At 38.2% G+C, this 22,569-nt stretch carries 23 protein-coding genes; 9 read left to right on the top strand and 14 right to left on the bottom strand.

Translation table 11 applies throughout. The annotated features are described in order from the left end of the window. Window positions 1–52: 52 nt before the first annotated feature. The gene (locus ACZ1GV_RS07455; protein WP_472673631.1) at window positions 53–2,797 is read right to left on the bottom strand and encodes a hypothetical protein; all 2,745 of its coding nucleotides are present in this window, start codon (window positions 2,795–2,797) and stop codon (window positions 53–55) included. Between the two features lie 191 nt (window positions 2,798–2,988). On the opposite strand from ACZ1GV_RS07455, the gene ACZ1GV_RS07460 reads away from it, so the two are divergent. Next, window positions 2,989–4,353, top strand: coding sequence for a dicarboxylate/amino acid:cation symporter (locus ACZ1GV_RS07460; protein ID WP_472673632.1), 1,365 nt, complete (start codon window positions 2,989–2,991; stop codon window positions 4,351–4,353). A 108-nt stretch (window positions 4,354–4,461) separates the two neighbouring features. On the opposite strand, the gene ACZ1GV_RS07465 is transcribed toward ACZ1GV_RS07460, so the two are convergent. Then, window positions 4,462–4,854, bottom strand: coding sequence for a DUF3192 domain-containing protein (locus ACZ1GV_RS07465; protein ID WP_472673633.1), 393 nt, complete (start codon window positions 4,852–4,854; stop codon window positions 4,462–4,464). Window positions 4,855–5,011: 157 nt separating this feature from the next. Here ACZ1GV_RS07465 and ACZ1GV_RS07470 point away from each other — a divergent pair, with 157 nt between their 5' ends. Next, window positions 5,012–5,287, top strand: a complete 276-nt coding sequence (locus tag ACZ1GV_RS07470) for a hypothetical protein (protein WP_472673634.1) — start codon at window positions 5,012–5,014, stop codon at window positions 5,285–5,287. Between the two features lie 66 nt (window positions 5,288–5,353). Here the strand turns inward: ACZ1GV_RS07470 and syd are convergent, their stop codons facing one another. Continuing rightward, window positions 5,354–5,908 (bottom strand): SecY-interacting protein, encoded by a 555-nt coding sequence (syd, locus tag ACZ1GV_RS07475; RefSeq protein WP_472673635.1) that lies wholly within the window; start codon window positions 5,906–5,908, stop codon window positions 5,354–5,356. Window positions 5,909–5,973: 65 nt separating this feature from the next. Between syd and queF the strand changes: the two genes are divergently transcribed. Beyond that, complete coding sequence (gene queF, locus ACZ1GV_RS07480; protein WP_472673636.1) at window positions 5,974–6,822, top strand: NADPH-dependent 7-cyano-7-deazaguanine reductase QueF; 849 nt, start codon at window positions 5,974–5,976, stop codon at window positions 6,820–6,822. Window positions 6,823–6,833: 11 nt separating this feature from the next. Next, complete coding sequence (locus ACZ1GV_RS07485; protein ID WP_210559264.1) at window positions 6,834–7,223, top strand: ribonuclease E inhibitor RraB; 390 nt, start codon at window positions 6,834–6,836, stop codon at window positions 7,221–7,223. Between the two features lie 143 nt (window positions 7,224–7,366). On the opposite strand, the gene ACZ1GV_RS07490 is transcribed toward ACZ1GV_RS07485, so the two are convergent. Beyond that, the gene (locus ACZ1GV_RS07490) at window positions 7,367–8,788 is read right to left on the bottom strand and encodes a sodium-dependent transporter (protein ID WP_210559263.1); all 1,422 of its coding nucleotides are present in this window, start codon (window positions 8,786–8,788) and stop codon (window positions 7,367–7,369) included. A gap of 152 nt (window positions 8,789–8,940) precedes the next feature. Here ACZ1GV_RS07490 and ACZ1GV_RS07495 point away from each other — a divergent pair, with 152 nt between their 5' ends. Both ACZ1GV_RS07495 and ACZ1GV_RS07500 read left to right on the top strand, forming a co-directional pair. Further along, the gene (locus tag ACZ1GV_RS07495; protein WP_472673637.1) at window positions 8,941–9,240 is read left to right on the top strand and encodes a YciI family protein; all 300 of its coding nucleotides are present in this window, start codon (window positions 8,941–8,943) and stop codon (window positions 9,238–9,240) included. A gap of 200 nt (window positions 9,241–9,440) precedes the next feature. Next, entirely contained in the window at window positions 9,441–9,692 is a 252-nt protein-coding gene (locus ACZ1GV_RS07500) for a hypothetical protein (RefSeq protein WP_472673638.1), read from the top strand. Here ACZ1GV_RS07500 and ACZ1GV_RS07505 read toward each other — a convergent pair. From ACZ1GV_RS07505 to ACZ1GV_RS07515, 3 genes are read right to left on the bottom strand one after another with little or no spacing between them, the layout of a single operon-like run. Beyond that, the gene (locus ACZ1GV_RS07505; RefSeq protein WP_472673639.1) at window positions 9,682–10,119 is read right to left on the bottom strand and encodes a hypothetical protein; all 438 of its coding nucleotides are present in this window, start codon (window positions 10,117–10,119) and stop codon (window positions 9,682–9,684) included. The two genes, ACZ1GV_RS07500 and ACZ1GV_RS07505, sit on opposite strands and share 11 nt — an antisense overlap. A gap of 3 nt (window positions 10,120–10,122) precedes the next feature. Beyond that, window positions 10,123–10,356, bottom strand: a complete 234-nt coding sequence (locus tag ACZ1GV_RS07510; RefSeq protein ID WP_472673640.1) for a hypothetical protein — start codon at window positions 10,354–10,356, stop codon at window positions 10,123–10,125. A 3-nt stretch (window positions 10,357–10,359) separates the two neighbouring features. Continuing rightward, the gene (locus ACZ1GV_RS07515) at window positions 10,360–11,373 is read right to left on the bottom strand and encodes a nucleoid-associated protein (RefSeq protein WP_210559258.1); all 1,014 of its coding nucleotides are present in this window, start codon (window positions 11,371–11,373) and stop codon (window positions 10,360–10,362) included. Window positions 11,374–11,436: 63 nt separating this feature from the next. On the opposite strand from ACZ1GV_RS07515, the gene ACZ1GV_RS07520 reads away from it, so the two are divergent. Both ACZ1GV_RS07520 and ACZ1GV_RS07525 read left to right on the top strand, forming a co-directional pair. Then, window positions 11,437–11,661 (top strand): YejL family protein, encoded by a 225-nt coding sequence (locus ACZ1GV_RS07520; protein ID WP_210559257.1) that lies wholly within the window; start codon window positions 11,437–11,439, stop codon window positions 11,659–11,661. Window positions 11,662–11,691: 30 nt separating this feature from the next. Beyond that, the gene (locus ACZ1GV_RS07525; protein ID WP_472673641.1) at window positions 11,692–13,161 is read left to right on the top strand and encodes a DUF3413 domain-containing protein; all 1,470 of its coding nucleotides are present in this window, start codon (window positions 11,692–11,694) and stop codon (window positions 13,159–13,161) included. Here the strand turns inward: ACZ1GV_RS07525 and nosR are convergent. Continuing rightward, a complete protein-coding gene (nosR, locus tag ACZ1GV_RS07530; RefSeq protein ID WP_472673642.1) occupies window positions 13,158–14,444 on the bottom strand; it encodes a response regulator c-di-GMP phosphodiesterase, NosR family in 1,287 nt (428 codons plus the stop codon). The two genes, ACZ1GV_RS07525 and nosR, sit on opposite strands and share 4 nt — an antisense overlap. Window positions 14,445–14,533: 89 nt before the next feature. Here nosR and ACZ1GV_RS07535 point away from each other — a divergent pair, with 89 nt between their 5' ends. Next, window positions 14,534–16,072 carry a sensor histidine kinase gene (locus ACZ1GV_RS07535; RefSeq protein ID WP_472673643.1) on the top strand — a complete coding sequence of 513 codons (1,539 nt, stop codon included), beginning with the start codon at window positions 14,534–14,536 and terminating at the stop codon, window positions 16,070–16,072. Here ACZ1GV_RS07535 and acnA read toward each other — a convergent pair. The 6 genes from acnA to pabC all read right to left on the bottom strand — a co-directional run bounded on the left by acnA (window position 16,041) and on the right by pabC (window position 22,550). Then, a complete protein-coding gene (gene acnA, locus ACZ1GV_RS07540; protein ID WP_472673644.1) occupies window positions 16,041–18,704 on the bottom strand; it encodes an aconitate hydratase AcnA in 2,664 nt (887 codons plus the stop codon). The two genes, ACZ1GV_RS07535 and acnA, sit on opposite strands and share 32 nt — an antisense overlap. 135 nt (window positions 18,705–18,839) lie before the next feature. Then, entirely contained in the window at window positions 18,840–19,166 is a 327-nt protein-coding gene (locus ACZ1GV_RS07545; RefSeq protein WP_210559252.1) for a PilZ domain-containing protein, read from the bottom strand. Then, window positions 19,167–20,063, bottom strand: coding sequence for a hypothetical protein (locus ACZ1GV_RS07550; RefSeq protein ID WP_472673645.1), 897 nt, complete (start codon window positions 20,061–20,063; stop codon window positions 19,167–19,169). Then, window positions 20,063–20,695: a dTMP kinase gene (gene tmk / locus ACZ1GV_RS07555; RefSeq protein WP_472673646.1), complete on the bottom strand. Its 633-nt coding sequence runs from the start codon at window positions 20,693–20,695 to the stop codon at window positions 20,063–20,065. Before tmk ends, ACZ1GV_RS07550 begins: the two co-directional genes overlap by 1 nt. A 15-nt stretch (window positions 20,696–20,710) precedes the next feature. Continuing rightward, window positions 20,711–21,745, bottom strand: a complete 1,035-nt coding sequence (mltG, locus tag ACZ1GV_RS07560; RefSeq protein ID WP_472673647.1) for an endolytic transglycosylase MltG — start codon at window positions 21,743–21,745, stop codon at window positions 20,711–20,713. Further along, window positions 21,738–22,550 (bottom strand): aminodeoxychorismate lyase, encoded by an 813-nt coding sequence (gene pabC / locus ACZ1GV_RS07565; protein ID WP_472673648.1) that lies wholly within the window; start codon window positions 22,548–22,550, stop codon window positions 21,738–21,740. Before pabC ends, mltG begins: the two co-directional genes overlap by 8 nt. Between the last annotated feature and the right edge of the window lie 19 nt (window positions 22,551–22,569).

Below are 22,569 nucleotides of genomic sequence, written 5' to 3' on the forward strand. Positions count from 1 at the left end.
AAAAAAGGAGGCTATTGCCTCCTTTTTTGTAATTAATCTCATACTTTAAGATTTAGTTTGTCGTGTTGCAGTTCGTATCAGTACCGTAGTTATGTCTGATTGGTGGGAACTTTTCATCAGAGACATCATCTTGCAGTATTGGTAATGTAAAACGCAGTGTACGAGTGTGTTCAGTACCAGCCATTTTAGCCTCAACTGCAAATTCAATATCAACCCAAGCGGCATAAGATTGGGCATAGATTAATGAAATCATCGTTGCACCATTCTCGTCTGTAACAAAGTCACCTAACGTTCTGACTATATTACCTGGGTCTAACACTCCATTGCCATTGGTATCTTCGTTAAAGCCCTCTCCATCAACTTGAACATCTAACACACCATCACGGTCAATATCTTCACTTGGGCAAGTGACAGAGCGTAACGATACCCATTTAATAAACGAGTCGTCCTCTGGGTCAATTTCTTGAACCCAAAAACCTTTTGCATAATGTGTAGAAATGGCTGAAATACTTAACTCTACGCCTGAGATAGGATTTCCATTTACGTCGGTAACATAAACCGGAACGTCATATTGGTACTCTTGATCGGTTGGTTCACCGACAGCATTTCCTAAACCAGCGGTAATAAATAGTTCTCTCTCTGCCACTGTCACTTTAACGCTGTCTGAGACACACTCTTTAGCATTAACGGTACAAGCATATGTATCATCAAGGCTATCATTATTACCATTAGTATTTCTTGTATTAGAACAGTTACTTGCAGCGCCAGTCGTATCTGTACAAGCTGCTATTGCTACGCCATCGCGAGATGACACAGTACTAGAACTATATACGGTCGTTGCTAATCCATTACTGTCAGTTACATTAGTGGCAGGGAAAATAGCGCCACCACTTACGTCATATAATTGGAAATTAACCGGCCTGTTTTTAACTAAGTTACCGTCTATATCTCGGACAACCGCGCTAATTGTTGATTGCTGACCGTTCGGACCAATTGAAAATGGAGAAGCTTGTAGCGTAATTTGATGTGCAGTTTCTGCTACAAACTCAAACTCATAGGTTGCTGAAAGCCCCGGCGCTTTAGCCGTTAATATTGCTGGTCCAGCATTAGATGATACTAACATTACCTCTACATTACCGTCCGCATCGGTCGATACTACATTAGTAATAGGCGTCGCCGTTGAAGTATCTGCTCCTTTAGCAAATATTTGGCCTCGCGTTGTGGAGAACAAAACATCTCCGACAAATGGACTACCATCTTTTTCCCAAACTAGTTTAAATACTCCACCTTGAATCATTGGCACTTCAGCTGTGGTGACTATACTATCGTTTACTTTTAGCTCTTCAATAACGAAAGTATCAGGAGATACTGATATATTAAAGTCACTACTTTCACCTAACGCTGATGCAACAATAGTGTCTGTTCCGCTGGTTGTTGCATTAAACTTAAACTGTGCACTACCGGTGGCATCCGTTTCAACATACGATAAGCCGTTTGAACTATCTATTGGTAATACCGAACCACTCATATCCGTTAGCTCATTACCACTCTCACTTTCCAGATAAACTCTTGTTTGAGCAATACCAACACCATCAGAGTTAAGTAATACAGCACTGAAAACTGCAGCATTTCCAGTAACAATTGAGTCATTGCCGTTAATTTTAATTGTTGTACCAGTAACTGAAATACTTACTGTATCTGATTTGTCACCCACAATAGCTGTTACTTCGATAGCTCGTGTTTGCGGTGCGTTTAGCGTATCTAATACTGCAATTGCTTTACCATCGGCACCTGTAGTCGCTTGATTGACACGTATACCACCAGAAGTTGTAACGAATGAAACCGTCACACCTTCCATTAAATTGTTGTTTTCGTCTTTTACTAGGCCAATTAGATTAACCAATTGCGCACCCGACGAAGCCATTTGGAATGCGTCAGAAAGTAACTCAACAGTACCAATATCTTTTGCAACCTCTTGGTCACCGTCACCTGCCGCGTTAAACACAACATATGCAACAACTTCATCGTTGTAGATAACATTTAATTTACCGGCGCCACTCACGTCTGTTGCTTCTAGAGTTAAAGATGCGTACCCGTCGGCATTTGTCGCAACGCCTCCATTATCAACACTTAAATTTAACAACTCAGTAGAACGCTCATCAAGTTCGACATAAACGATTTCACGAGGAATGGGTTGTAAATTTTCGTCGTTTAGTTGAATAACAATGCGTCCCGGCTGTGCTGATGAAATCGTTGTAATAGTAGACCCAGTTAAATTCGGATATTCAGCGACTGTAGTAGAACTAGGGACTAGATATGCGGTGTGGTTAGAAGTACTCGTCGTGTCACCGAGTGAAGTGTAATTAGTAATTATTTCATCTAACGAGCCTGTGCTAGTAGAGACAGTTACCGTGCCTGTTCCCGCTGCAACGCCACCGGTTAACTGAGTAGTTGCTTGGCCGTTAGAATTTGTTGTTGCCTGAGTGACACTTAATGAAGCTAATGACGCATCACTATTGGCGAAGTTGATAATTGCTCCCTCAACACTCTCATCGTTGAGCGTTAGGGTTGCTGTAATTGTTATTACATCGCCAAAATCAAACGAGCTACTTGAAGTGCCATCCGTGTTTGTATACACAACTGCTAATTTGTAGACATCATTCCCTGAATTTGTTCCTGTTCCGCCAGTGGATGAACCATCTGACAAAGTGCCATCACCACCACAAGCGACAATGAACAATGAAAATAAACCAACTATAAAGCTTTTAAATGAGCCTTTAAATAGCGCTGGTAACATGTAACCTCTCCCTATTATTTTATGCAACTACAGCATTCTCTTTTGCTAAGTTAATAAATATCAATTTATTACACAAACGTTTTCTACTTTTTTTTAGTTTTTATTACCTCAAACGCTGTCCAAGGTGAAATTAATTAAATTTTGTGGTTATATTGTCGCAAAATTGAAACTTAAAAATAAGAATAAGACGAATGACAACTCAACAGGATAATAAAAAAATGGGGTTAACCGCGCGAATACTAATCGGTATGTTTGCCGGCATCGCGGTTGGTATTTTTTTTCAAGTACTGTTTGGCAGCGAAGGAGACTTTAAAATCCCGCTCGGTTTTGCTGAACTCTCTATTAAAGATTTTTTTGTAGAAGGCGTATTTAAAGTCGGTGGCGCAATATTTGTCGCTAGTTTAAAAATGATCGTCGTCCCATTAGTGTTTGTTTCACTAGTGGTTGGCACGTGCAGTTTAAACGATACATCTAAACTTGCCCGCTTAGGTGGTAAATCAATCGCACTATATTTATTTACTACGGCCATTGCCATTACCTTAGCTATTGTTGCTGCATTAGTAATTGCACCTGGTGAGGGAGTTAATATGGCGACCGACGCAAACTATGCTGCAAAAGAAGCACCTGGGTTTGCGCAAGTGCTAATTAACATGTTCCCTACCAATCCAATTGCATCGATGGCAAATGGCAACATGCTTCAAGTTATTGTTTTTGCACTACTGTTTGGTGTTTCAATGGCCCTTGCCGGTAAACCAGGTGAGCGTTTAGCTGCTATATTTGTTGATATTAATGCAGTCATTATGCGCCTAGTAGTAATCCTAATGAATCTAGCGCCATACGGCGTATTTTGTTTACTCGCAAAACTTATGACAACAATGGATTTTGCCATTATCGCTAATTTGGGTAAGTACTTCCTTCTTGTTATCGCTGTTTTACTTATTCATGGCTTAGTGGTTTATGGCGTGCTATTAAAGTCGCTTACCGGACTCAACCCTGTAATGTTTTATAGAAAAATGCGAGATGCCGCTCTTTTTGCATTTAGTACGTCAAGTTCAGGTGCAACGTTACCCGTAACGATGGAAACCGCGACAAAAAAACTGGGTGTCAAAAATTCTATCGCTTCATTCACTTTGCCTATGGGCGCTACTTTAAACATGGATGGCACTGCGATAATGCAGGGCGTTGCGACTGTTTTCATTGCACAGATTTTCGCCGTTGATCTAACTATTGGCGATTATTTAATGGTGGTACTAACTGCGACACTTGCTTCAATAGGTACAGCAGCTGTTCCTGGTGTTGGCTTGGTAATGTTGGCAATGGTATTACAACAAGTTGGTCTGCCGGTTGAAGGTATTGCATTAATTTTAGGTGTTGACCGCCTATTAGATATGACACGAACAGCGGTGAATGTGACTGGCGATTGTATGGTAAGCTGTGTTGTAGCCACCTCAGAAAATGAATTTGATTACGATAAGTTCAACGATCCTAATGCTGGCATTGCTAGTGAAGAAGTTGATTTTCATCATATAAATAGCTCTAGCACTGAGAAAAGTTAAGTCTTTACTACCTTCCATAAAAAAGCCCTTATACGTCTATAAACGTCTAAGGGCTTTTTTGTCGGCCTATACAAAGGCGTCAATTAATAAATTTATATTACGTAAAGGCTACAGCCTTTCATACGCTTTCTGTCCAAATCCAACTAACGAACCATCTTTAAATATTAATGGCGTACATTCATCTTTTGTCGTCTCTCCATCAGAGTGCTTATGACGAGTTCTATAGAATATAACTTGAACCGACTTGCCTTCTGACTCAAAAGCTTCGTTAAACTTAGGCGTTCCCATTATGCCTCGCACCTTTTCGTATTTATCGCCAATTTGTAAACTTGCTATTTTGTCATTATTAACACGTTGCTCTTCTTTCCAGTGAGAGTCAGAATTAGACTTTGAACTTATCCAATCGGCGTCGTGACCATCGTCTGATGCAACAATGATACAACCAGTCATTGAGAGAGCTAATGGCAAAGCGATTAGAAGTTTATAAGCCGAATTTTTCATAATTATTATTCCTTTCTTTTGATTCAAGTTGTTATAATTTACACTCTTAATACAAATTTAATTCCAAGTTTTAAGTCTTTGTAATATAAGGGTTTTGTAAAAACCCCAATAATTGATTTGTAAATTTGACCACTAAATTAGTCTATGAGACCAATTAATGAATACAAATGAGATTGTCGATATCTGTAAACAACTCGTTGCCGAAGGAAAACAACCCTCTGTAGCGTTAGTGAAACCGAGAATGCGCGGACCTAAACAGTTACCTAACATTATTGCTGGGATAAAGCTGTATAACTCAGATCCTAATATGAAAGTTCAAGCTAAAGATACTGAGGAAACGCCAGTTAATTCGCGCTCGGTAGAGGAAAGAATATCAATCTTAGAGAGGCAAGTTCAGTTACTTACTGATGAATTAAAAAAGCTCACTAAATAGTGAGCTAAACTCTGAATATCTTATTTATTAAAATAAGAGTTTAAGACGCAAGTGTAATCTTTTTTCTTATTTTATAACGCTACATTCACTCAAAAAGCTCACTAAATCTGCCGCTAACACCTCATGAGGCTCTTTTCCTACATACTCTAGACAGACTTCGCCAGTGTCATTATTAACAACTAAGTTCAGGTCTTCTTGGTCTGTTAAACCAAAAAACAAAGTTGGCGTTTGTTTTAATTTTTGTTTCATTAACAGGTGCCCCACCAAGTTTTGTTGGAGCCTTTCAAAGTCATCTAACGACCAAGCCTGTAACATCTGAAACTCGCCTTTAACATGACCCATGTTTAAGTTGTCTGAAAAATACGTGGTAAAAAGCGAACTATACTGGGGGTCTATAGTAATATTAAAAGCCTCACCTACATTATCGAAGCTTAATTCACTCTCTATGTGTTGAGATTGCAAAACCGGTTTCCATATCAAACGTTCATTTTGTTCTTGAACGCACGGTGACGGCCAATCTGGATCCTGTTCAACCGTTAAATAACCATTCTTTTCACTTAAGTTGGTCCACTCTGTCACTAAATTAACTAATACTTGTTTTAAATCGGGGTTTTTAGACATTAAACCTTCACTTTTAATGGTTGGCATTTACAATATAGAGCATGTAAATATATAGATTTTTGATCATGACAGCAAAATATAATGATAGCGAAGTATTAGGAAAATTGTCATTAGGGAAAGTGACTGAATATGCAAGCACATACGATGCAACTTTATTGCAGGGTGTGCCACGTAGCTTAAACAGAAATGACTTAGAACTTGGTGAGGAACTACCATTTAAAGGCGTTGACTTATGGACAGGTTACGAAGTCAGTTGGCTGAATAATAAAGGTAAGCCCGTTGTCGCTATCGCAGAGTTTTATGTTCCCATTAACAGTGAAAACTTAATTGAAAGTAAATCTTTTAAGCTTTATTTAAATAGCTTCAATCAAACTCGTTTTAACGACTGGGCTTCGGTCACTGAAACAATGCAGTCTGACCTTTCAAAGTGCGCTGGTAAACCTGTTGAAGTAAATTTATTTGATATAAAAGAAGTGGAGCATTTTCAGATACATGCGCTTCCAGGTGAAAACATTGATGACCTTGATATAGAAGTGGAAAGTTATGAGTTTGATACATCACTTTTAAAATGTAGCTCAGATGAGATTGTTGTTTCAGAAACCTTAAATAGTCATTTGCTAAAGTCAAATTGCTTAATTACAAATCAACCTGATTGGGCAAGTCTTGTTATTGAGTATACTGGACGCAAGATTGATCACGAGTCCATGCTTCGGTATTTAATATCGTTTAGAATGCACAACGAGTTTCATGAACAGTGTGTAGAGCGAATTTTTACTGACATTATGGCACTTTGTTCACCGCAAGAGTTGAGCGTTTATGCTCGCTATACTCGCCGTGGTGGCCTAGACATCAATCCGTTCCGCTCAAGCAAATACGATAAGATACCTTTTGTAACTCGAATAAACCGACAATAAGTAGATTAATAATGAATTTTCCTAACGATGAAACTGGCCAGATATTAAAAGAGATGGCTGATGCAGGTTTTGATTTTACTCCAGAGTATGTAGTTGATTTTTTTGCCCTCTTCCACAAAGAAGAAGATGCGGACAAAGTAGCCAAGATCTTTTTACGTAGGATGGATGAACAAGAACCAATCGTAAAAGTTGAAAGCCGCAATTACGATCATGGTGGAGAAGCTAGTGATGCAATCGAGTTACAAGTGTCAAAAGTTTTACTTGTTAATCACGAGACGATTAGCGAATTTGAAAAAGACTACAAACGTATTGCCGAAAAACATAGTGGTTACTCCGATGGCTGGGGAGTTTATATGGGTGATGAAGACTACGATGATGAAGAGGATAGCTACGTAGAATAAATAGCTACGTAGAATAGATAGCCACATAGAATAAACAGCTACGTTAAAGCCTTAAGAATTAATCGCAACTGCTCACCAGACATAAAAAAACCGCTATCGAAGCGGTTTTTTTTATTTAGAACTAACAAGTGTATTTTACAAATTTAGAATAGTAAATTCACTGCAAAGAACTTCATTGCTACTGTATTAATAAAAATCACAGCTAGTACAAGTGGAATGATGGTGGATAACGCAAAATCGCTATACTTCAATAGGAACTGATGTTTCCCCGGCTCGGCGCCTTCCATTAACTCGTTATTAAAATTAGCTTTTTTCCAGCGATGCGACACAAACAGACATATTAACAAACCGTTTAACGGCAATATAGTGTCGTAAAACACATCGTATATCACATCAAATAGCGACTTATCAGCACCAGCATAACTTACAAACTTAGTGAAAAACTCTGACATACCAAAAGACATAGAAGCAAACACGCTTAACAATACAACCATAACCGCTAGAGTCGATAGAGACTTTTTACGAGAATAGTTTTTCTCTCCCATAATCGCAGAGTTTGGTACTTCAATAATAGATACTAGTGACGTTATAGCTGCGAAGAATACAAGCAAGAAAAACAGTGACGCTATAGCGCTCGCGCCAAAGTAGCCGATATCGGTTTGTAAAGATAAGAAGATTTTAGGAAGTAGAACAAAAATCAAAGAAATAGACGACTCTGATAACTCAGAAGGGTCAACCTGAGGGTCAAAGCTAAATATCGCTGGCATTATTAATAAACCAGCAACAAACGCAACACCAGTGTCAGTTAGAGCAACCAACTTTGATGAGTCAGCAATATCCTGTTTTTTACTCATGTAAGAACCATAAGTAACCAAAATACCCATACCTAGTGATAACGAAAAGAAGGCTTGAGACAAAGCACCGCTAACAACACTTGCGGTTATTTTACTAAAGTCAGGTAATACGTAAAAGGACACTCCAGCTAGCGCATTGTCTAACGTTAAGACATAAATAACGAGTAGTATAAGTAATAAGAATAACGACGGCATCAATACTTTTGCAGCCTTTTCAATTCCCTCTTTTACACCGCTCATTAAAATAAAGCCTGTTATTGCCGCTACAACCGCCATGTAAATAAATAATTGTGAGCCAGTAACAAAGCTCTCAAATGTTGCAGGGTTTGCTAATAACTCTAAGTCACCAGTAACTGCACCAAATAAGTAACCAAATATCCATACGGTAATTACCAGATAAAACACGCCAATCATAAACGGAGTAATAACCCCTAACCAGCCTGCGATTTTCCACTTGCTGTCATTGTCAGACAATTTTGAATAGGCCCCTAGAGGATCTTTATTCGTGTGTCGACCAACGGCCATTTCAGCCATCATGACTGGCAAACATATAATGATGACAAATAACGCATAAATAAATAAAAATGCACCCCCGCCATTTTTTGCTGCCGCAACAGGGAAGCCAACCAGGTTACCAATACCAACAGCAGATCCAGCTGCTGCTAATATAAATCCGAGCTTTGACGAAAAATGCTCTCTATCCGCACTCATACAAACTACCTTTATTATAATTATTTTTAATTGTTTATACCTCATGCTATCAAGTAATTAACATACTGTCTTCCCATTCAACTTGATTTTTCCGTCAATTAAAGCAAGATCCGCCAAATTATTTTACTAAACTTATAATTAGGGACACTAAAATGTATTACATGATCTATTCTGAAGATGTACAGGATTCTCTTTCCACGCGGTTAGCTACAAGAGAAAAGCACTTAGCACGATTAGTTAAACTTAAAGAACAAGGTCGTTTATTGGTTGCCGGCCCACTACCAGCAATTGACAGTGAAAACCCGGGCGAGGCTGGTTTTACAGGCTCACTAGTAATTGCAGAGTTCGATTCACTAAAGGACGCTGAAAAATGGGCTAGTTTAGATCCGTATATTGAAGCTGGTGTTTATGCAAAATCAACGGTAAAACCATACAAAAAAGTTTTACCTTAATTAAAAGATATAAAGGTATTAGATTGTTCATTCGACTTGTTCAGGTATTAATCTTGTTGCCCTTGGCGTTTTCTTTTTCAGCGAACGCCAATTTTTTCTATAACTCTAAAGAAATTGATAATTGTAAAAAAAAGCATAAAAGCCCTATGGACTATAGCTTGTGCCTCGACGCAGCATATGTGCAAGTAGAAAGAGAGCTTATGACTTGGGAAACAAACGTCGAGATAATTCTAAGAGATTTAAATAAAGCAGAAACTGGCAATGATCCAGTCGCCTTATATAAATCATCAGTTAGACTTTTTGAGAAATATAAAAAAGCGACGTGTAAATGGCAATACATTTCTATGTTACCTGATGTTACGGCTTCAATTTCACTGGCAAAAGAGTGTGAAATTTACATGACTAAAGATCGTATAGAAAAATTAAAGGAATTAAGCGAACTTAATTTTTAGCGTCATTATCTTTATCCATTAATAAATCAGCTTCCGACCTTAACTTCGCTTTAGTGCGAATATTGGCAAATGGGTCCGCAGCCTCTTGTGCTTTATTTGTTTTTTTACTCGCTGCAGGCGGTGTTTGTTTTTGAAATTTTCTTAAAAAGCTTAGATTTTCGTGCCCAATTTCAGCCTTTTTTGAAAAACGCGAAAACAAATAAAAATACGAAGCCGTAACTGTTATGTAGGCAATCCATTTCAAAATAAACGAAGTAGCAATAAAATCCTGTCCGTCATTTGACGTTGCTACATAGTCTAAATAATCTTTATGAATCAAAGAAACCAACAGTAGTGCAAGCAAGTAGCCTAATGTTGTTAATAATTGCGCTTTGTATTTTTTCCAAATTGTAATTAAAAAAGTCCATCGGACTACATGTTGAAACATAAACTAGCTCCAAAGCGATAACCCAAGTAGAGATGCCAGCACAAGAAGCCCTTTCTCTTTAGCACTGCCATAGATTTTGTCTTCTTCTTCTTTCACTAGAATCTCTAATTGAGCTTCATTAAAATCACTTGGTGTTTTCCCAGCCAGCATAATGCGAGTTTCAGCTTTTTTTATTGCCTTTTCTCGCACTTTTTCAGCTACTTTTTTCTTAAGGTTCAGTGATTCTTTTACGTTCATTGTTTACTCTAAGCCAAACTCATTTAGTAATACCGCTTTTAAGGAAGCTGGCACACCTTTAATAGTAAGCTCATCTCGTTGAGGGTTATAATTTACTCTATCACCTAATAGGATTCGATCAAAGGATACTGATACCCCCTGCCCACTTCCAGACAGTTTAACCAATTTTCTAACGGTACTTTTATCTAAAGTTACATTATCGTCAAATGAGTAATCTTGCTGGCTAATAAAGTCTTTAAATTCATTATCTGCTGACATTGATAACGTATCATTTAACTCAGCTAGTCGAGCATCTTCTCCACTCGCAATGCGTTCGTTACAATATTCAAAGACTTTTTCTCGAGTTTCAGCTTTTTCATTTGGGTCCATCGTTTCCGATGACATGAAGTCATCAATAGCCGATAAAAGCTCTTTACTTTGCGACTTAGCGTTAATCGTCTCTGTACACCCTAATAGGTCCATAAAAAAGTCATTAACTTGTCTACCGGCACGACCTTTAATAAACGATATCGTTTTTAAATCATCCGCACTGTGCAACAAACTACTCACGTCAATTCGGGCGGCTAATTGAATCTTATTAATGTCTAAATGACGTTCACGTTTAATACCAAATTCATTGTCTACCGAGAAATGATCAGTCAAATTAACAACACCAACCATCACGTAGCGAGTCGCAACATACTCATAATCGATTAATAACAAATAGCCAGTTTCTTCAAACTCATATTTCTCTAACTCGGCTTGAAAAATTTTAAGCACTTCTTTTGACAGGTGGTCAAAAGGCAGTTCTTTGCCCAGATAGCTTTGCAAGCGATGAGAGAATGCGGTATTTTTTTCTTCTGAAAACGCCGCGTAACTTTTACTTGGTTTTGCGTTGTAAATGTTGTGAAGTTGCTCTACAAAAGTGAAAGCCTTGGTTAAGCTTTCGTCGGCCATTACTGCCCATTTAGTTGAAAACTCTGTTTCAGCCTGCTTTTCGTAAAATGCGATAGAAAATTGATTTACTGCTAATGACATGTGTTTTCCTAGTCACCTAATGTGTTAAGATTCGCACTTCGAACCATTAATAAAGATATCGTTATGCCAATCATATCAAAATACTCAAACGATGAGATTAATAATTTAGTTGAAGAATTATTACAAGTTGTACAAAAAAACAAAGTTTCTGTAGATTTAGCTCTAATTGCGCTCGGTAATACTGTTAGTAATGTAATTGACGACAACGTCAAACCTGATGTAAAACAACAAATAGCTAAAAGTTTTGCTGATGCTTTGTTAAATTCATTAAGTGCACCAAAGCATTAATGTAACAAGCAAGGGACTGATTTAAAATCAATGGTAATAAAACTTAAAGATCAATGGGAAACCGAACAACCATTTAACCTTCTATCTTGGGGTCACTGGTTTACATTTGCTAATCTATTTTTAGCTTTGGTATTTTCATTTTTCTACATTGTTGAACATAGCCTACCAGTCACTCTTTCTGGTTGGCTTTATTTTGTCACCACTTGGCTAGGGCATTTTGCGTTCCTGTCGTTAAGTTGTTTCATTATTACCATATTTCCCGTTATTATTTTGTTTCCATACAAACGTCATATTCGCGGAGTTTCTGCCGTTATGGCGTCTTTTTTCCAACTCTATTTGTTCCTAGATGTGCTTGCCTACAGAGGTTTAGGTTACCACTTAACTTCTAGCTCATTTAATCAAATTAGTGAAGTAGAAGATGTATATGTGGGCATTATGGGCGATAGTTACTTTGTTATGGTATTAGCAGTATATGTGTTGATACTTGGCTATCAATTTTTTGCAAGCAACTACACTTGGAAGAAAATTCACGTATTACAGAACTTTTCAAAAAGATATGTAATTGCTGGAACTTTAATCGCTAGTTTCTTCTTTAGCCATCTTATGCACATATGGGCAGATGCTACTCTTAATACAGATATTGCAAAGCAAGGTTCAATGTTTCCAGCGCACTATCCATTAACAGCCAAAACACTATTAGCCCGATACGATCTGCTAGATTTAGAGAAATATAACGACTCAAAATCAAATAGAGCATTGGTAAACAATAGTATCTACAAAGTATCTGATACTAAACCAGTGCAATGTGATGTGACTGCTAGTCCTAATTTGCAGGTGTTTTTGTTACCTCAAAACAATAAATTGCAAGTTGAGAAGTGGTTATCAACAAATAACATTAACTACCAAGCAACAAATCAACTTTCTATTCCTAAAGACTTAAACATCTTGTTGTTCAATTTTACAACAGGATTACCTGGGTTATATGAGTCTGCGGAAATGGACTTAAAAGTGAATAGTCACATTGATTCAAGTAAAATATCTGTTGAACTATCGAGTGCAAATTTTGACGAAACATCTGGTTACCGAGACTTAGCCGCTAAAAAGATATATGTCTTTTACGATACTAGTAAAAAAGATATCTTTTACCGAACTAATGCATTATTGGTAGGTTTTGATAGAGCTCCCGATATGGCGTTTAGCCCGCAAAATCTAGTGGCAAGTTACCTTAACGATGTCCTGCTTTGTCCAGACTATGTTGCTAACAACCTAGTTGACGTGCCACTTAGCGAAATTAACTTAAATAATATCACCACTAACTTTTCTGAAGAGCATTTTTACTTTGTTTACAAAGACAATGCGATACTGTTCAAAAAAGGTCAGTTAATAAAAAATACAGCCTACTCCACAGATAAAAAAGTGAACGACTCCGTTGATATATATGTATTGCAACGCGCCGCTGATAATCTTACAAAACGACGCGTCAAAACAGAATTAAATTAATAGATAAAAATGGTTAGAAAACAGTCGTTATCTTTTTCGTAATTAACTAATTTAGCAATAGCCGTTTCTGTTAGGGTCGTATCCTTTGTTAACATAATACCACCGGTTTTATTTTTGACATCGTCCGACACTATCATCCCAGGCTCTAGTTTATTTGTCGCGACACAATAGTCGGCGTCTAACTCCTCAATATCAGGAATTCGAGTTAGCAAATCTAAATACTGATCCACTATTTTATAATCATACAGTTTGCCGCGTTGTTCCTTCAGTTGAAACGCAGCTCTATCTGGAGACAGTTTATTACCGTCTTTATGACCAAGCAGTAGGTAATCATAATCACTCACCACTTTTAAAATTCTAGACCCTAAGGGTATTTCATCTTTCTTTAAATTATCTGGGTAACCGGAGCCATCATAGTTTTCGTACTGATGTTTTATATTTTCAGCAACTTCTTTAAAGTTTGGCAACTTACTGAGTATTTTAGCTCCGTCTACAGCATGCTTTTTAAATGCAAGATTTTCTTCAGTCGTACGTTCAAACTCCACTGTTTTAAGTAACTTATCGGTAATTGCGACCTTACCAACTTCATGCAGGAGTCCAGTCAAATAGATATTAATTGATTCCGCCCTACTCAAACCAAGTTCTTCAGCCAATACTTTTCCGTGCGCAGCTACGCGCTTACTGTGACCATTTTCGTGACCTGCTCGGTCTTCAATTATTAAGCTGACCATATCGAGAATTTGGCGAAAGAAGCGTCTTTGTTTCATAGTCGAGCGTTTAAGCATCGCCGCTTTATGGTTTAGTTCTTTCGTACGAGCTGCGACTTTTTCTTCTAACTTTGCATTAGCCTCTTTCAACTCTGTATTGACCGCTACTAATTTCCCTGACAGTTCCGTATTTTGAGCTTTGAGCGTGTAGCGGCCTATCGCATTTTTTAAAAGTGCTTTTAAATTGTCGTTGTTCCAAGGCTTGCAAACGTAATTAAAAATATCGCCTTCGTTAATAGCTTTTACTGTACTGTCAATGTCTGCATAGCCGCTTAATAAAATTCTAATTGAATCTGGAGATATCTCTTTTGCCTTGGATAAAAAAGTTGCCCCATCCATATTGGGCATCTTCATATCGGAGATGACGATGGCATATTCATTTTCTTCTAGCGCTTCAAGTGCCAACTCGCCATTTACGAATGTATCTACAACATAATCTTTGCGAAATAGTCGCTTTAGCGAGTTTAATATTTCAACTTCATCATCTAGTAATAATATTTTGTACTTTTCTGACATAAAACGCCTATATTTAATCAATAAAGTCTGTAAAAACGTACTATTCTTAAACTATAGCTCACTTTTCAAGGAACTACAGATAGTTAAATATGGCTGACGAAATACAAAATCGCATTGATGCACTCGAAAAAGCACTAGAACGAGAGAAAGCGGCCAGAAAAATGGCCGAAACCCTTTTGGAACAAAGATCTAGGGAAATATTCGAGTCAAATCAAAGCCTTAAAAACCAAGCAAGTGAAGCGAAGTTGCAGCAGTTACAACTGTCTTTCTTTACCGGGTTGTCGGCTGATATATGGAACGCAGATTCTGTAAATGCGACGGTTCAAGTATATCTTCGTCGGGCCAGTGAGTTCTTGGATAATGCTCAATGTATATTTTTCCAACTTCGTCAAAAGTCTCCAAATAATCAATGGACATTAGCCTCAGTAATGGAACTTGAACAGCCATCTAAAAATAAGAGTGGTGCTAAAAGCGACAAGCGAACCGAAATAAACGAACAATCTTCAGAGATCAGAGATTTGGTAAAAGTTTTTAACTTTGGAACCATATTAGATTCGGTGGAAGGCTCTGGTGGTGAAAGTACATTATTGCCTATGAATGCTTTAATTGATAACGAAAGTAGCTTTGAGTACGCTTATTTGGTCCCTTTGTTTCACATTAAAAATAATCGAGGCTTCGCTTGTTTTGTTTATTCAGATTCGACTCAAATAGACATCCTGAAACTGCAATCAGTAGAGTCTTCTCGTTCTATGCTAGCGGTTGCAGTACAACGACAAATGGCAACCGTTAATCTTGGTAACCGATTTAAAGAATTAGAAAAAACCTATAAAAAACTCGATGATACACAACGCCAACTTATTCAATCTGAACGCATGGCATCTATAGGACAACTAGCCGCTGGTGTTGCACATGAGATTAACAACCCTATTGGTTTTGTGATCAGCAATTATGAAACTTTAGCGGAATATATTGCGGTATTAAATACACTGTTAGATCTCATTGTTGAGGCGAAAACCGACTCCAGTGCATTAAATAAGGTGGAGGCTTTATGGAAAGAAGAAGATGTAGATTTTATTCGCACTGATGTTAATGACCTAATTGTAGCGTCCAAAGGTGGTTTAAAACGTGTTCAAGACATTGTTGCCGGACTGAAATCATTTTCACATAGTGATAGTAAGAGTTATGAAACAATTAGCTTAAATGACTGCATAGAAGACTCTATTCAGTTAGTTTGGAATGAACTTAAATATAATTGTGAAGTTGAGAAACACCTTGACGTAGTGAGCAATATAAAAGGCAATTTTGGTCAAATTGAACAAGTTATAGTAAATATGTTAATTAACGCGAAACATGCAATGGAAGACGGTGGCACTATCACGGTTTCTACCGAACAAGAACAAGACCAAGTCATAGTGAAAATTTCCGATACTGGAACCGGTATTAGCCCAGAGAATCTTGAAAAACTCTTTACTCCCTTCTTCACCACTAAAGCTGTTGGGGTAGGAACTGGCCTTGGACTATCCATTTCTTATGGGATACTCCAAGACCACGGCGCAAACATTTCAGTTGATAGCCAACTAGGTCAGGGCACTACTTTTACGATGAGCTTTCCAGCATATTACGAATAACATAAGATAAAATTCCACCATTTGAAAAGTAATCAAACTCATTAGCTGTGTCTATTCTAACGTCAAACTGAATCGTTTTTTTACTACCCTCACTCTCGACTGTCACATCCACTTGTTTTTGACCAGCATCAACAGATGGCACCGAAAACAACTCTTTGCCAGTTAAACCATGAGATTCTGCACTTTCTCCCGATTTAAACTGAAGTGGTAAAATCCCCATTCCAATTAAATTAGAACGGTGAATACGTTCATAACTTTCTGCCATTACGACTTTAATCCCGAGCAAAGCAGGCCCTTTAGCCGCCCAATCTCGACTTGAGCCAGTGCCATATTCTTTACCAGCAATTACCAAAGTATCAACGCCCTCTTGTTTATACTTCATTGCAGCATCGAATATAGACATTTGCTCGTCTGAAGGGTAATGCGTCGTAGCACTACCCTTAGTTCCTGGCGCTAACTGATTTTGTAATCGCACATTTGCAAATGTGCCTCGCATCATTACCTCATGATTACCACGACGAGACCCATATGAATTGAAATCGCTCTTCTCAACTCCTTGCTCCTGCAAGTATTTCGCGGCAGGACTATCAATCGCAATTGATCCTGCAGGTGAGATATGATCGGTAGTAATGCTATCTTCAACTTTCACCAAGCAGCGAGCTTCGACTATTGGTTTAATATCACTTGATGTTGCACCCATCCCCTCAAAAAACGGAGGTTGCTTTATATAAGTTGATTCTGGCCAGCTATAGATAGTTTCATCACCAGAAGATAAAGAGTTCCACGTCTCATCACCATTAAATACATCAGCATATTTTTCAGTAAAAATGGATCGAGAAATAGATGCTGCAACGACCTCTTTAATTTCTTGATCTGACGGCCATAAGTCTTTCAGGTAAACATCATTTCCTTGGCTATCTTTACAAAGTGGCGAATTTGCCACGTCTATATTCATATTGCCGGCTATTGCATATGCGACAACTAACGGTGGAGAAGCTAAGTAATTAGCAGCGATATCAGCATGAATACGACCTTCAAAGTTTCTATTGCCTGATAAAACCGAGGTTACAGACAAATTATTATCTCTTATTGCCTTACCAATCTCGTCTGGCAATGGCCCAGAATTACCGATACAGGTTGTACATCCATAACCCACTAAGTTAAAACCTAATGCTTCCAAGTCATCCATTAAGCCGGCATTTTCCAGGTATTGCGTCACCACTTGTGAACCAGGAGCTAAAGAGGTTTTCACCCACGGCTTAGACTTAATTCCAAGTTTAGCCGCATTTCGTGCTAACAGGCCAGCTGCAACTAGCACTGACGGATTCGAAGTATTGGTGCAACTGGTTATGGCGGCTATTACTACAGAACCATTTTTTAATTCAAACTCATTATCATTGTAAGTGACCATCACATCAGATTTGTTAGTCGCGGTCGCGTTTAAAGCGCCCCACTCCTTGTATTGCTCCGCAGCTTCGCTTAATGCAATACGGTCTTGTGGACGTTTAGGGCCAGCAATGCTTGGCCTTACTGTCGATAAATCAAAGTCGATTTGTTCATGATATTCAGCCTCAACCGTTGAAGTATCATGCCAAATACCTAATTGTTTTGCGTACTTCTCAACTCGTTCGATGTCTTGTTCAGACCGCCCAGTTAAGTGCAGATAATTAAGGGATTCTTTGTCGAGGGGAAAAATACCGCAGGTAGCTCCATACTCTGGAGCCATGTTTGCGATTGTTGCTCTGTCAGCGAGTGACAAGTGCTCTAAGCCTTCACCATAAAACTCTACAAATTTACCAACAACGCCATGCGCTCTAAGTTGTTCTGTAATTGTTAGGACTAAGTCTGTTGCTGTGACGCCAGGATTTAGCTTTCCTGAAAGTTTAAAACCAACTATTTTTGGAATTAGCATAGTGACAGGCTGACCAAGCATCGCTGCTTCTGCTTCGATACCACCAACACCCCAGCCTAAAATTCCTAGACCGTTAATCATGGTAGTATGTGAATCAGTTCCAACCAAAGTATCTGGATATGCCCATTCCTCGCCGTCAAACTGGCCATCAAACACACATCGCGCCAAGTACTCAAGATTAACTTGGTGGACTATACCGCGCCCTGGAGGCACAACTTTAAAGTTATCAAAGGCTGATTGACCCCATTTTAAAAACTGGTAGCGCTCTTTATTTCGTTGAACTTCAATATCAGTATTCTTTTTAAATGCGTCGTCAGACGCAAAATAGTCAACCATGACAGAATGATCGATAACCAGCTCTACCGGATTAAATGGGTTAATTTTGTTGGCGTCTCCGCCCAGTGTTGACATGGCGTCGCGCATTGCGGCTAAATCTACAATTGCTGGTACACCAGTGAAATCTTGCAACACCACTCTTGCTGGAACGAATGATATTTCCTGTTCCTTACTTGAAGTTACGTCCCACTCAGCTAATGCCTTAATATCTTGTTCTTGGACAAAGGGCTTTTCTTCATGGCGAAGTAAATTTTCTAAAAGAATTTTAGCGGCGTAAGGCAATCTGGTAAGGTTGTATTTAGACTCAAGCTTTTCAAAGCTAATGCAATTGAGGGTTTTGTTACTGAGTTGCAGCTTTGCAACTGACTTCCACTGTGTAGACATAATAGCTCCCATTATTCATAAATATTTGAATTTATATGACTTGCTCTTATACCTTACTAAGGGTAGAAGTGATTCAGATCAACCTCAAGATAAAACTTTTTATTAGTTACTCTGTAAACACACCTTTGTGACTTATCACATTGTATAGGTTGGTTCCGGTAAATTAATCATGGTACCGAGCAGTTTCTCTATTTTAACTTGTAATCTGTTTTCAGTATTATTTAGTAAAACACCAACTCCTGGAGGATTTACATTTTGAGCGCCCTGTGGCGTTACCCAAATAACTTCAGCATCAAACAACTCTGGTTCGAGTGCGTCTGGTAAAGTTAAAATGACAGATGCCGTCTCACCTAATTTTACTGGTAAATTTGTTTTAATAAACAAGCCACCTCCTTTAACAAAAGGCATGTAACATCTAAATAACTCTTTTGTATCTTCGATTTCTGCGACTAGACGATTCATTTACTTAATCCACGATTCCAAGTTTTCTATCATCGCAACAAATGCGACTTCCCTATTCTGCCCTTTAATATTTTTTTGAGCAAAATTAAATTTTGTTAATATTTTCAAGGCTTGCTCCGCATTATCAGAATAACCAGCAAGTAACATCTGTCGACATCTGCGCTCACACAGATAAACAAAAAATTCTGTTAATGATATATCTTTTTGAACAATGGCAATCAACTGATTGGCACTTGATTGATTTTTTAACCAAGCCATAAACAAGCTAAATACGTTCATATAAGGAGCTTGATTTGGTTCGTCTTGCCAGTGACTTACTAAACTCTCATTACCATTTGCGAACCCTATTAAATAGTCTGGAACAGAAGAATACTTTTCCTTCAACTGACTATTTGAAAGGACTGGATGTTTTAACACTTGGCAGCGACTGACGATTGTTGGCAATAACTTTTTTGCACTGCTATTGATTAAAAACAAGTAGCTGTTTTGTGTTGGCTCTTCTAATGTTTTTAAAAGTGCATTTGCCGCGTTTTCTGTCATGTTTTGAGCATGAACAATGGATACAATCTGACCGTTAGCGATCTGTGGGGTTTTATTTAGCCATTCACTAATCGCTCTAATTTCGTCAATGCCTATCGATTGGGATTGGCCGTCTATCACCTTGAAGTCTGGATGACTGCCCGCTTGATATAATTTACAGCTTTTACATTGTTGACACGATTGTAGCTTTGGAACGCTAGATCGCTCACATAAAAACATACTATAAAGGTGGTTAAGTTGTTGTTGCGTTGAATTCGAATCTTGCGTTTCCACTGTGTAGGCATGTGCAAGCTTACCCGAGCTGGCTAACGTTATAACCTGCTCAACAACACTTAATTCTTTTCCAGTGCCTGACATCACAACTCTGTATTCTCTAACCAATGCGTTAAGTTTTGATATAAATCTTTTTGCACTTGCTCTAGTGAGTTTTCGGCATTAATTATAATGACCTTTGGGTTGGACTTTGCTAAGTCTAAATAGACTTTTCGAGTTCGCTCAAAAAAAGACATATCCATGCGTTCGATTCTATCTAGTTCGCCTCTTTTGGCCGCTCGTGCGAGACCAACCTTAGGGTCAATATCCATTAACAAGGTAAGATCGGGATGAAAGTCTTTTAACACAGCGTTTCTAATAGGCAGTAGCAGTGTATCAGGCAGCTGACGTCCGCCACCTTGGTATGCCAATGATGACATATCATGCCTGTCTCCAATAACCCATTGCCCTTTGGCCAAAGCTGGCTTTATAACATTTTCAATCAGCTGAATGCGGCTAGCATACATCAACAAAAGCTCTGCCTCTGCAGTTAAATGCTCTTCTGTTTCCGCTTTTACAATCTCTCGCATTTTTTCAGCTAATGGCGTTCCACCAGGCTCTCTAGTACAAATAAATTCTATACCTTTGGACGACAACAATGATTGTATTTGTGACATTGCAGTTGACTTACCAGCACCTTCAAGTCCTTCAACAACAATAAATTTTCCAGCTTTCATCAAATTCCTTTAACTCTATTCTTTATTTTTGAGTTTCTGTATCGCTAAATATGAGCGTACTGCTTTATTATGCTCTGCTAACGTTTTACTAAATACGTGACCACCACTTCCTGAAGCAACAAAATACAGAAAATCAGTTTGCTCTGGTTGTGCGGCGGCTAAAAGCGAACCTAAACTTGGGTTTGCAATTGGTGTTGGAGGTAACCCGTTAATCCTATATGTATTGTAAGGTGTTTTTTGTTTTAAATGAACGCGTTTTATATCACCATCATATTCTTGCCAAATTCCGTAGATCACAGTTGGGTCCGTTTGTAATCGCATACCTTTATCGAGCCTATTGTAAAATACCGAGGCAATTGCACCACGTTCTGACGCTACAGCTGACTCTTTTTCAATGATTGACGCTAACTTTAACAGTTCATATGGTGTTTTAAATCTAAAAACTCGACGCTGCGACCAAACTTGTTCTATCCGCTCTTGTTGTTTTTTAACGGCTCTTTTTAACAAGTCGGTAATTTTTGTATCCGCTTCAACAAAATAGGTATCTGGAGCTAAAAAGCCTTCTGGTGTGTCAGATTTCAAACCAATAGAGTTTGCTAACCCTTGCAAGTCTAAATCTCTAATATCATTGCTTAAAAAGTCAACGTCCGCGAGCTTATCTAATACTTGATAAATGTTTTCACCATCAACAATAGTAAAAGCAAACTGATGAACTTCTCCTTTGCTAAACATTTGTACTATTTGAGAAACTGAATCAGTGCCGTCAAGCTTGTATGTACCTGATTTAATATTGTCAAAACTTGTATCTAATTTAGACATGACTTTCAAAGGTATGCACGACTCTAACCAATTCAATTGTGTAAACTGACGACAAACTTTATTTATTGATGCCCCTTTTTCCACTTTAAAAAAAGTGGGCTCTGGAATTTTTAACGGTTTTTCTAATTGGGTTTGCAACCATGTAAAAGCTGTAAGCATGGCTATGGACAAAATAAATAATGTAGTGATCAATATTTTAAGTTTTGACCAACGCTTAGAGAAATTAGTCATGAAAAACCTCGGCATGGATTTTAGTGCTGGGCGCCAATTGCAACTTTTTATTTGCTAGTTGACTCACAGGTACTATTCCTAATATCGAATTACAGATGAACATAGCCTCTGCATTTTCAATTAGCTTTTGTTCGGTTATCGTATCTTCTTGGATGAATGGCATTTTTGTTAAGATTTTTTCTCTAACAATGCCAGCGATTCCACAATCGTTTAATGATGGTGTATGCCAACGCTTACCATCAAACCAAAATAAATTAGCCTTTGCAGTTTCTATTACATGCCCGTTTATATCAGCGACAATACCATCGGTTAACATCTTGTCGTTTAGTTCACAGCTGATCAATGCTTGTTCAAGTCGATTTCCGTGTTTAAGTCCCGCTAAACTTGGATTGATGCCAAGTTTTGTGTCCAAAATATTTAACTCAACCGGCGCTTTAAGTTTAGCGAAATCTTCTAATTGTGTTGAGGTTGTTGTTATAAAAACATAAGGAGTCATATCATTTGACACCTGATAACCACGGACGCTAGTACCCCGGCTAATTTGAATTTTTATAATGCCGTTTTTAACTTGTTGTGCATGAGTCGAAGCAAGTTCCGATAGTTTTTGCCAGTTAATATTCGCAACTTTTAAGCGCTCATTAGCAACTTGCAAACGCTTTAGGTGTAGAGGCCAATCTAATATGCGCCCCAGTTCAACTTTTGTAGTTGTAAAGTGACCATCACCAAATAAAAAGCTTCTTTGTTCAAACCAGTCCTTGCTACAGTCGGTTAGATTTAAGTTATCGTTGTAACAATTAAAGGTCATAAAAAAAGCCCAATGAAAT

The sequence above is a fragment of the Psychrosphaera sp. HA2-10 genome, from assembly GCF_055693745.1.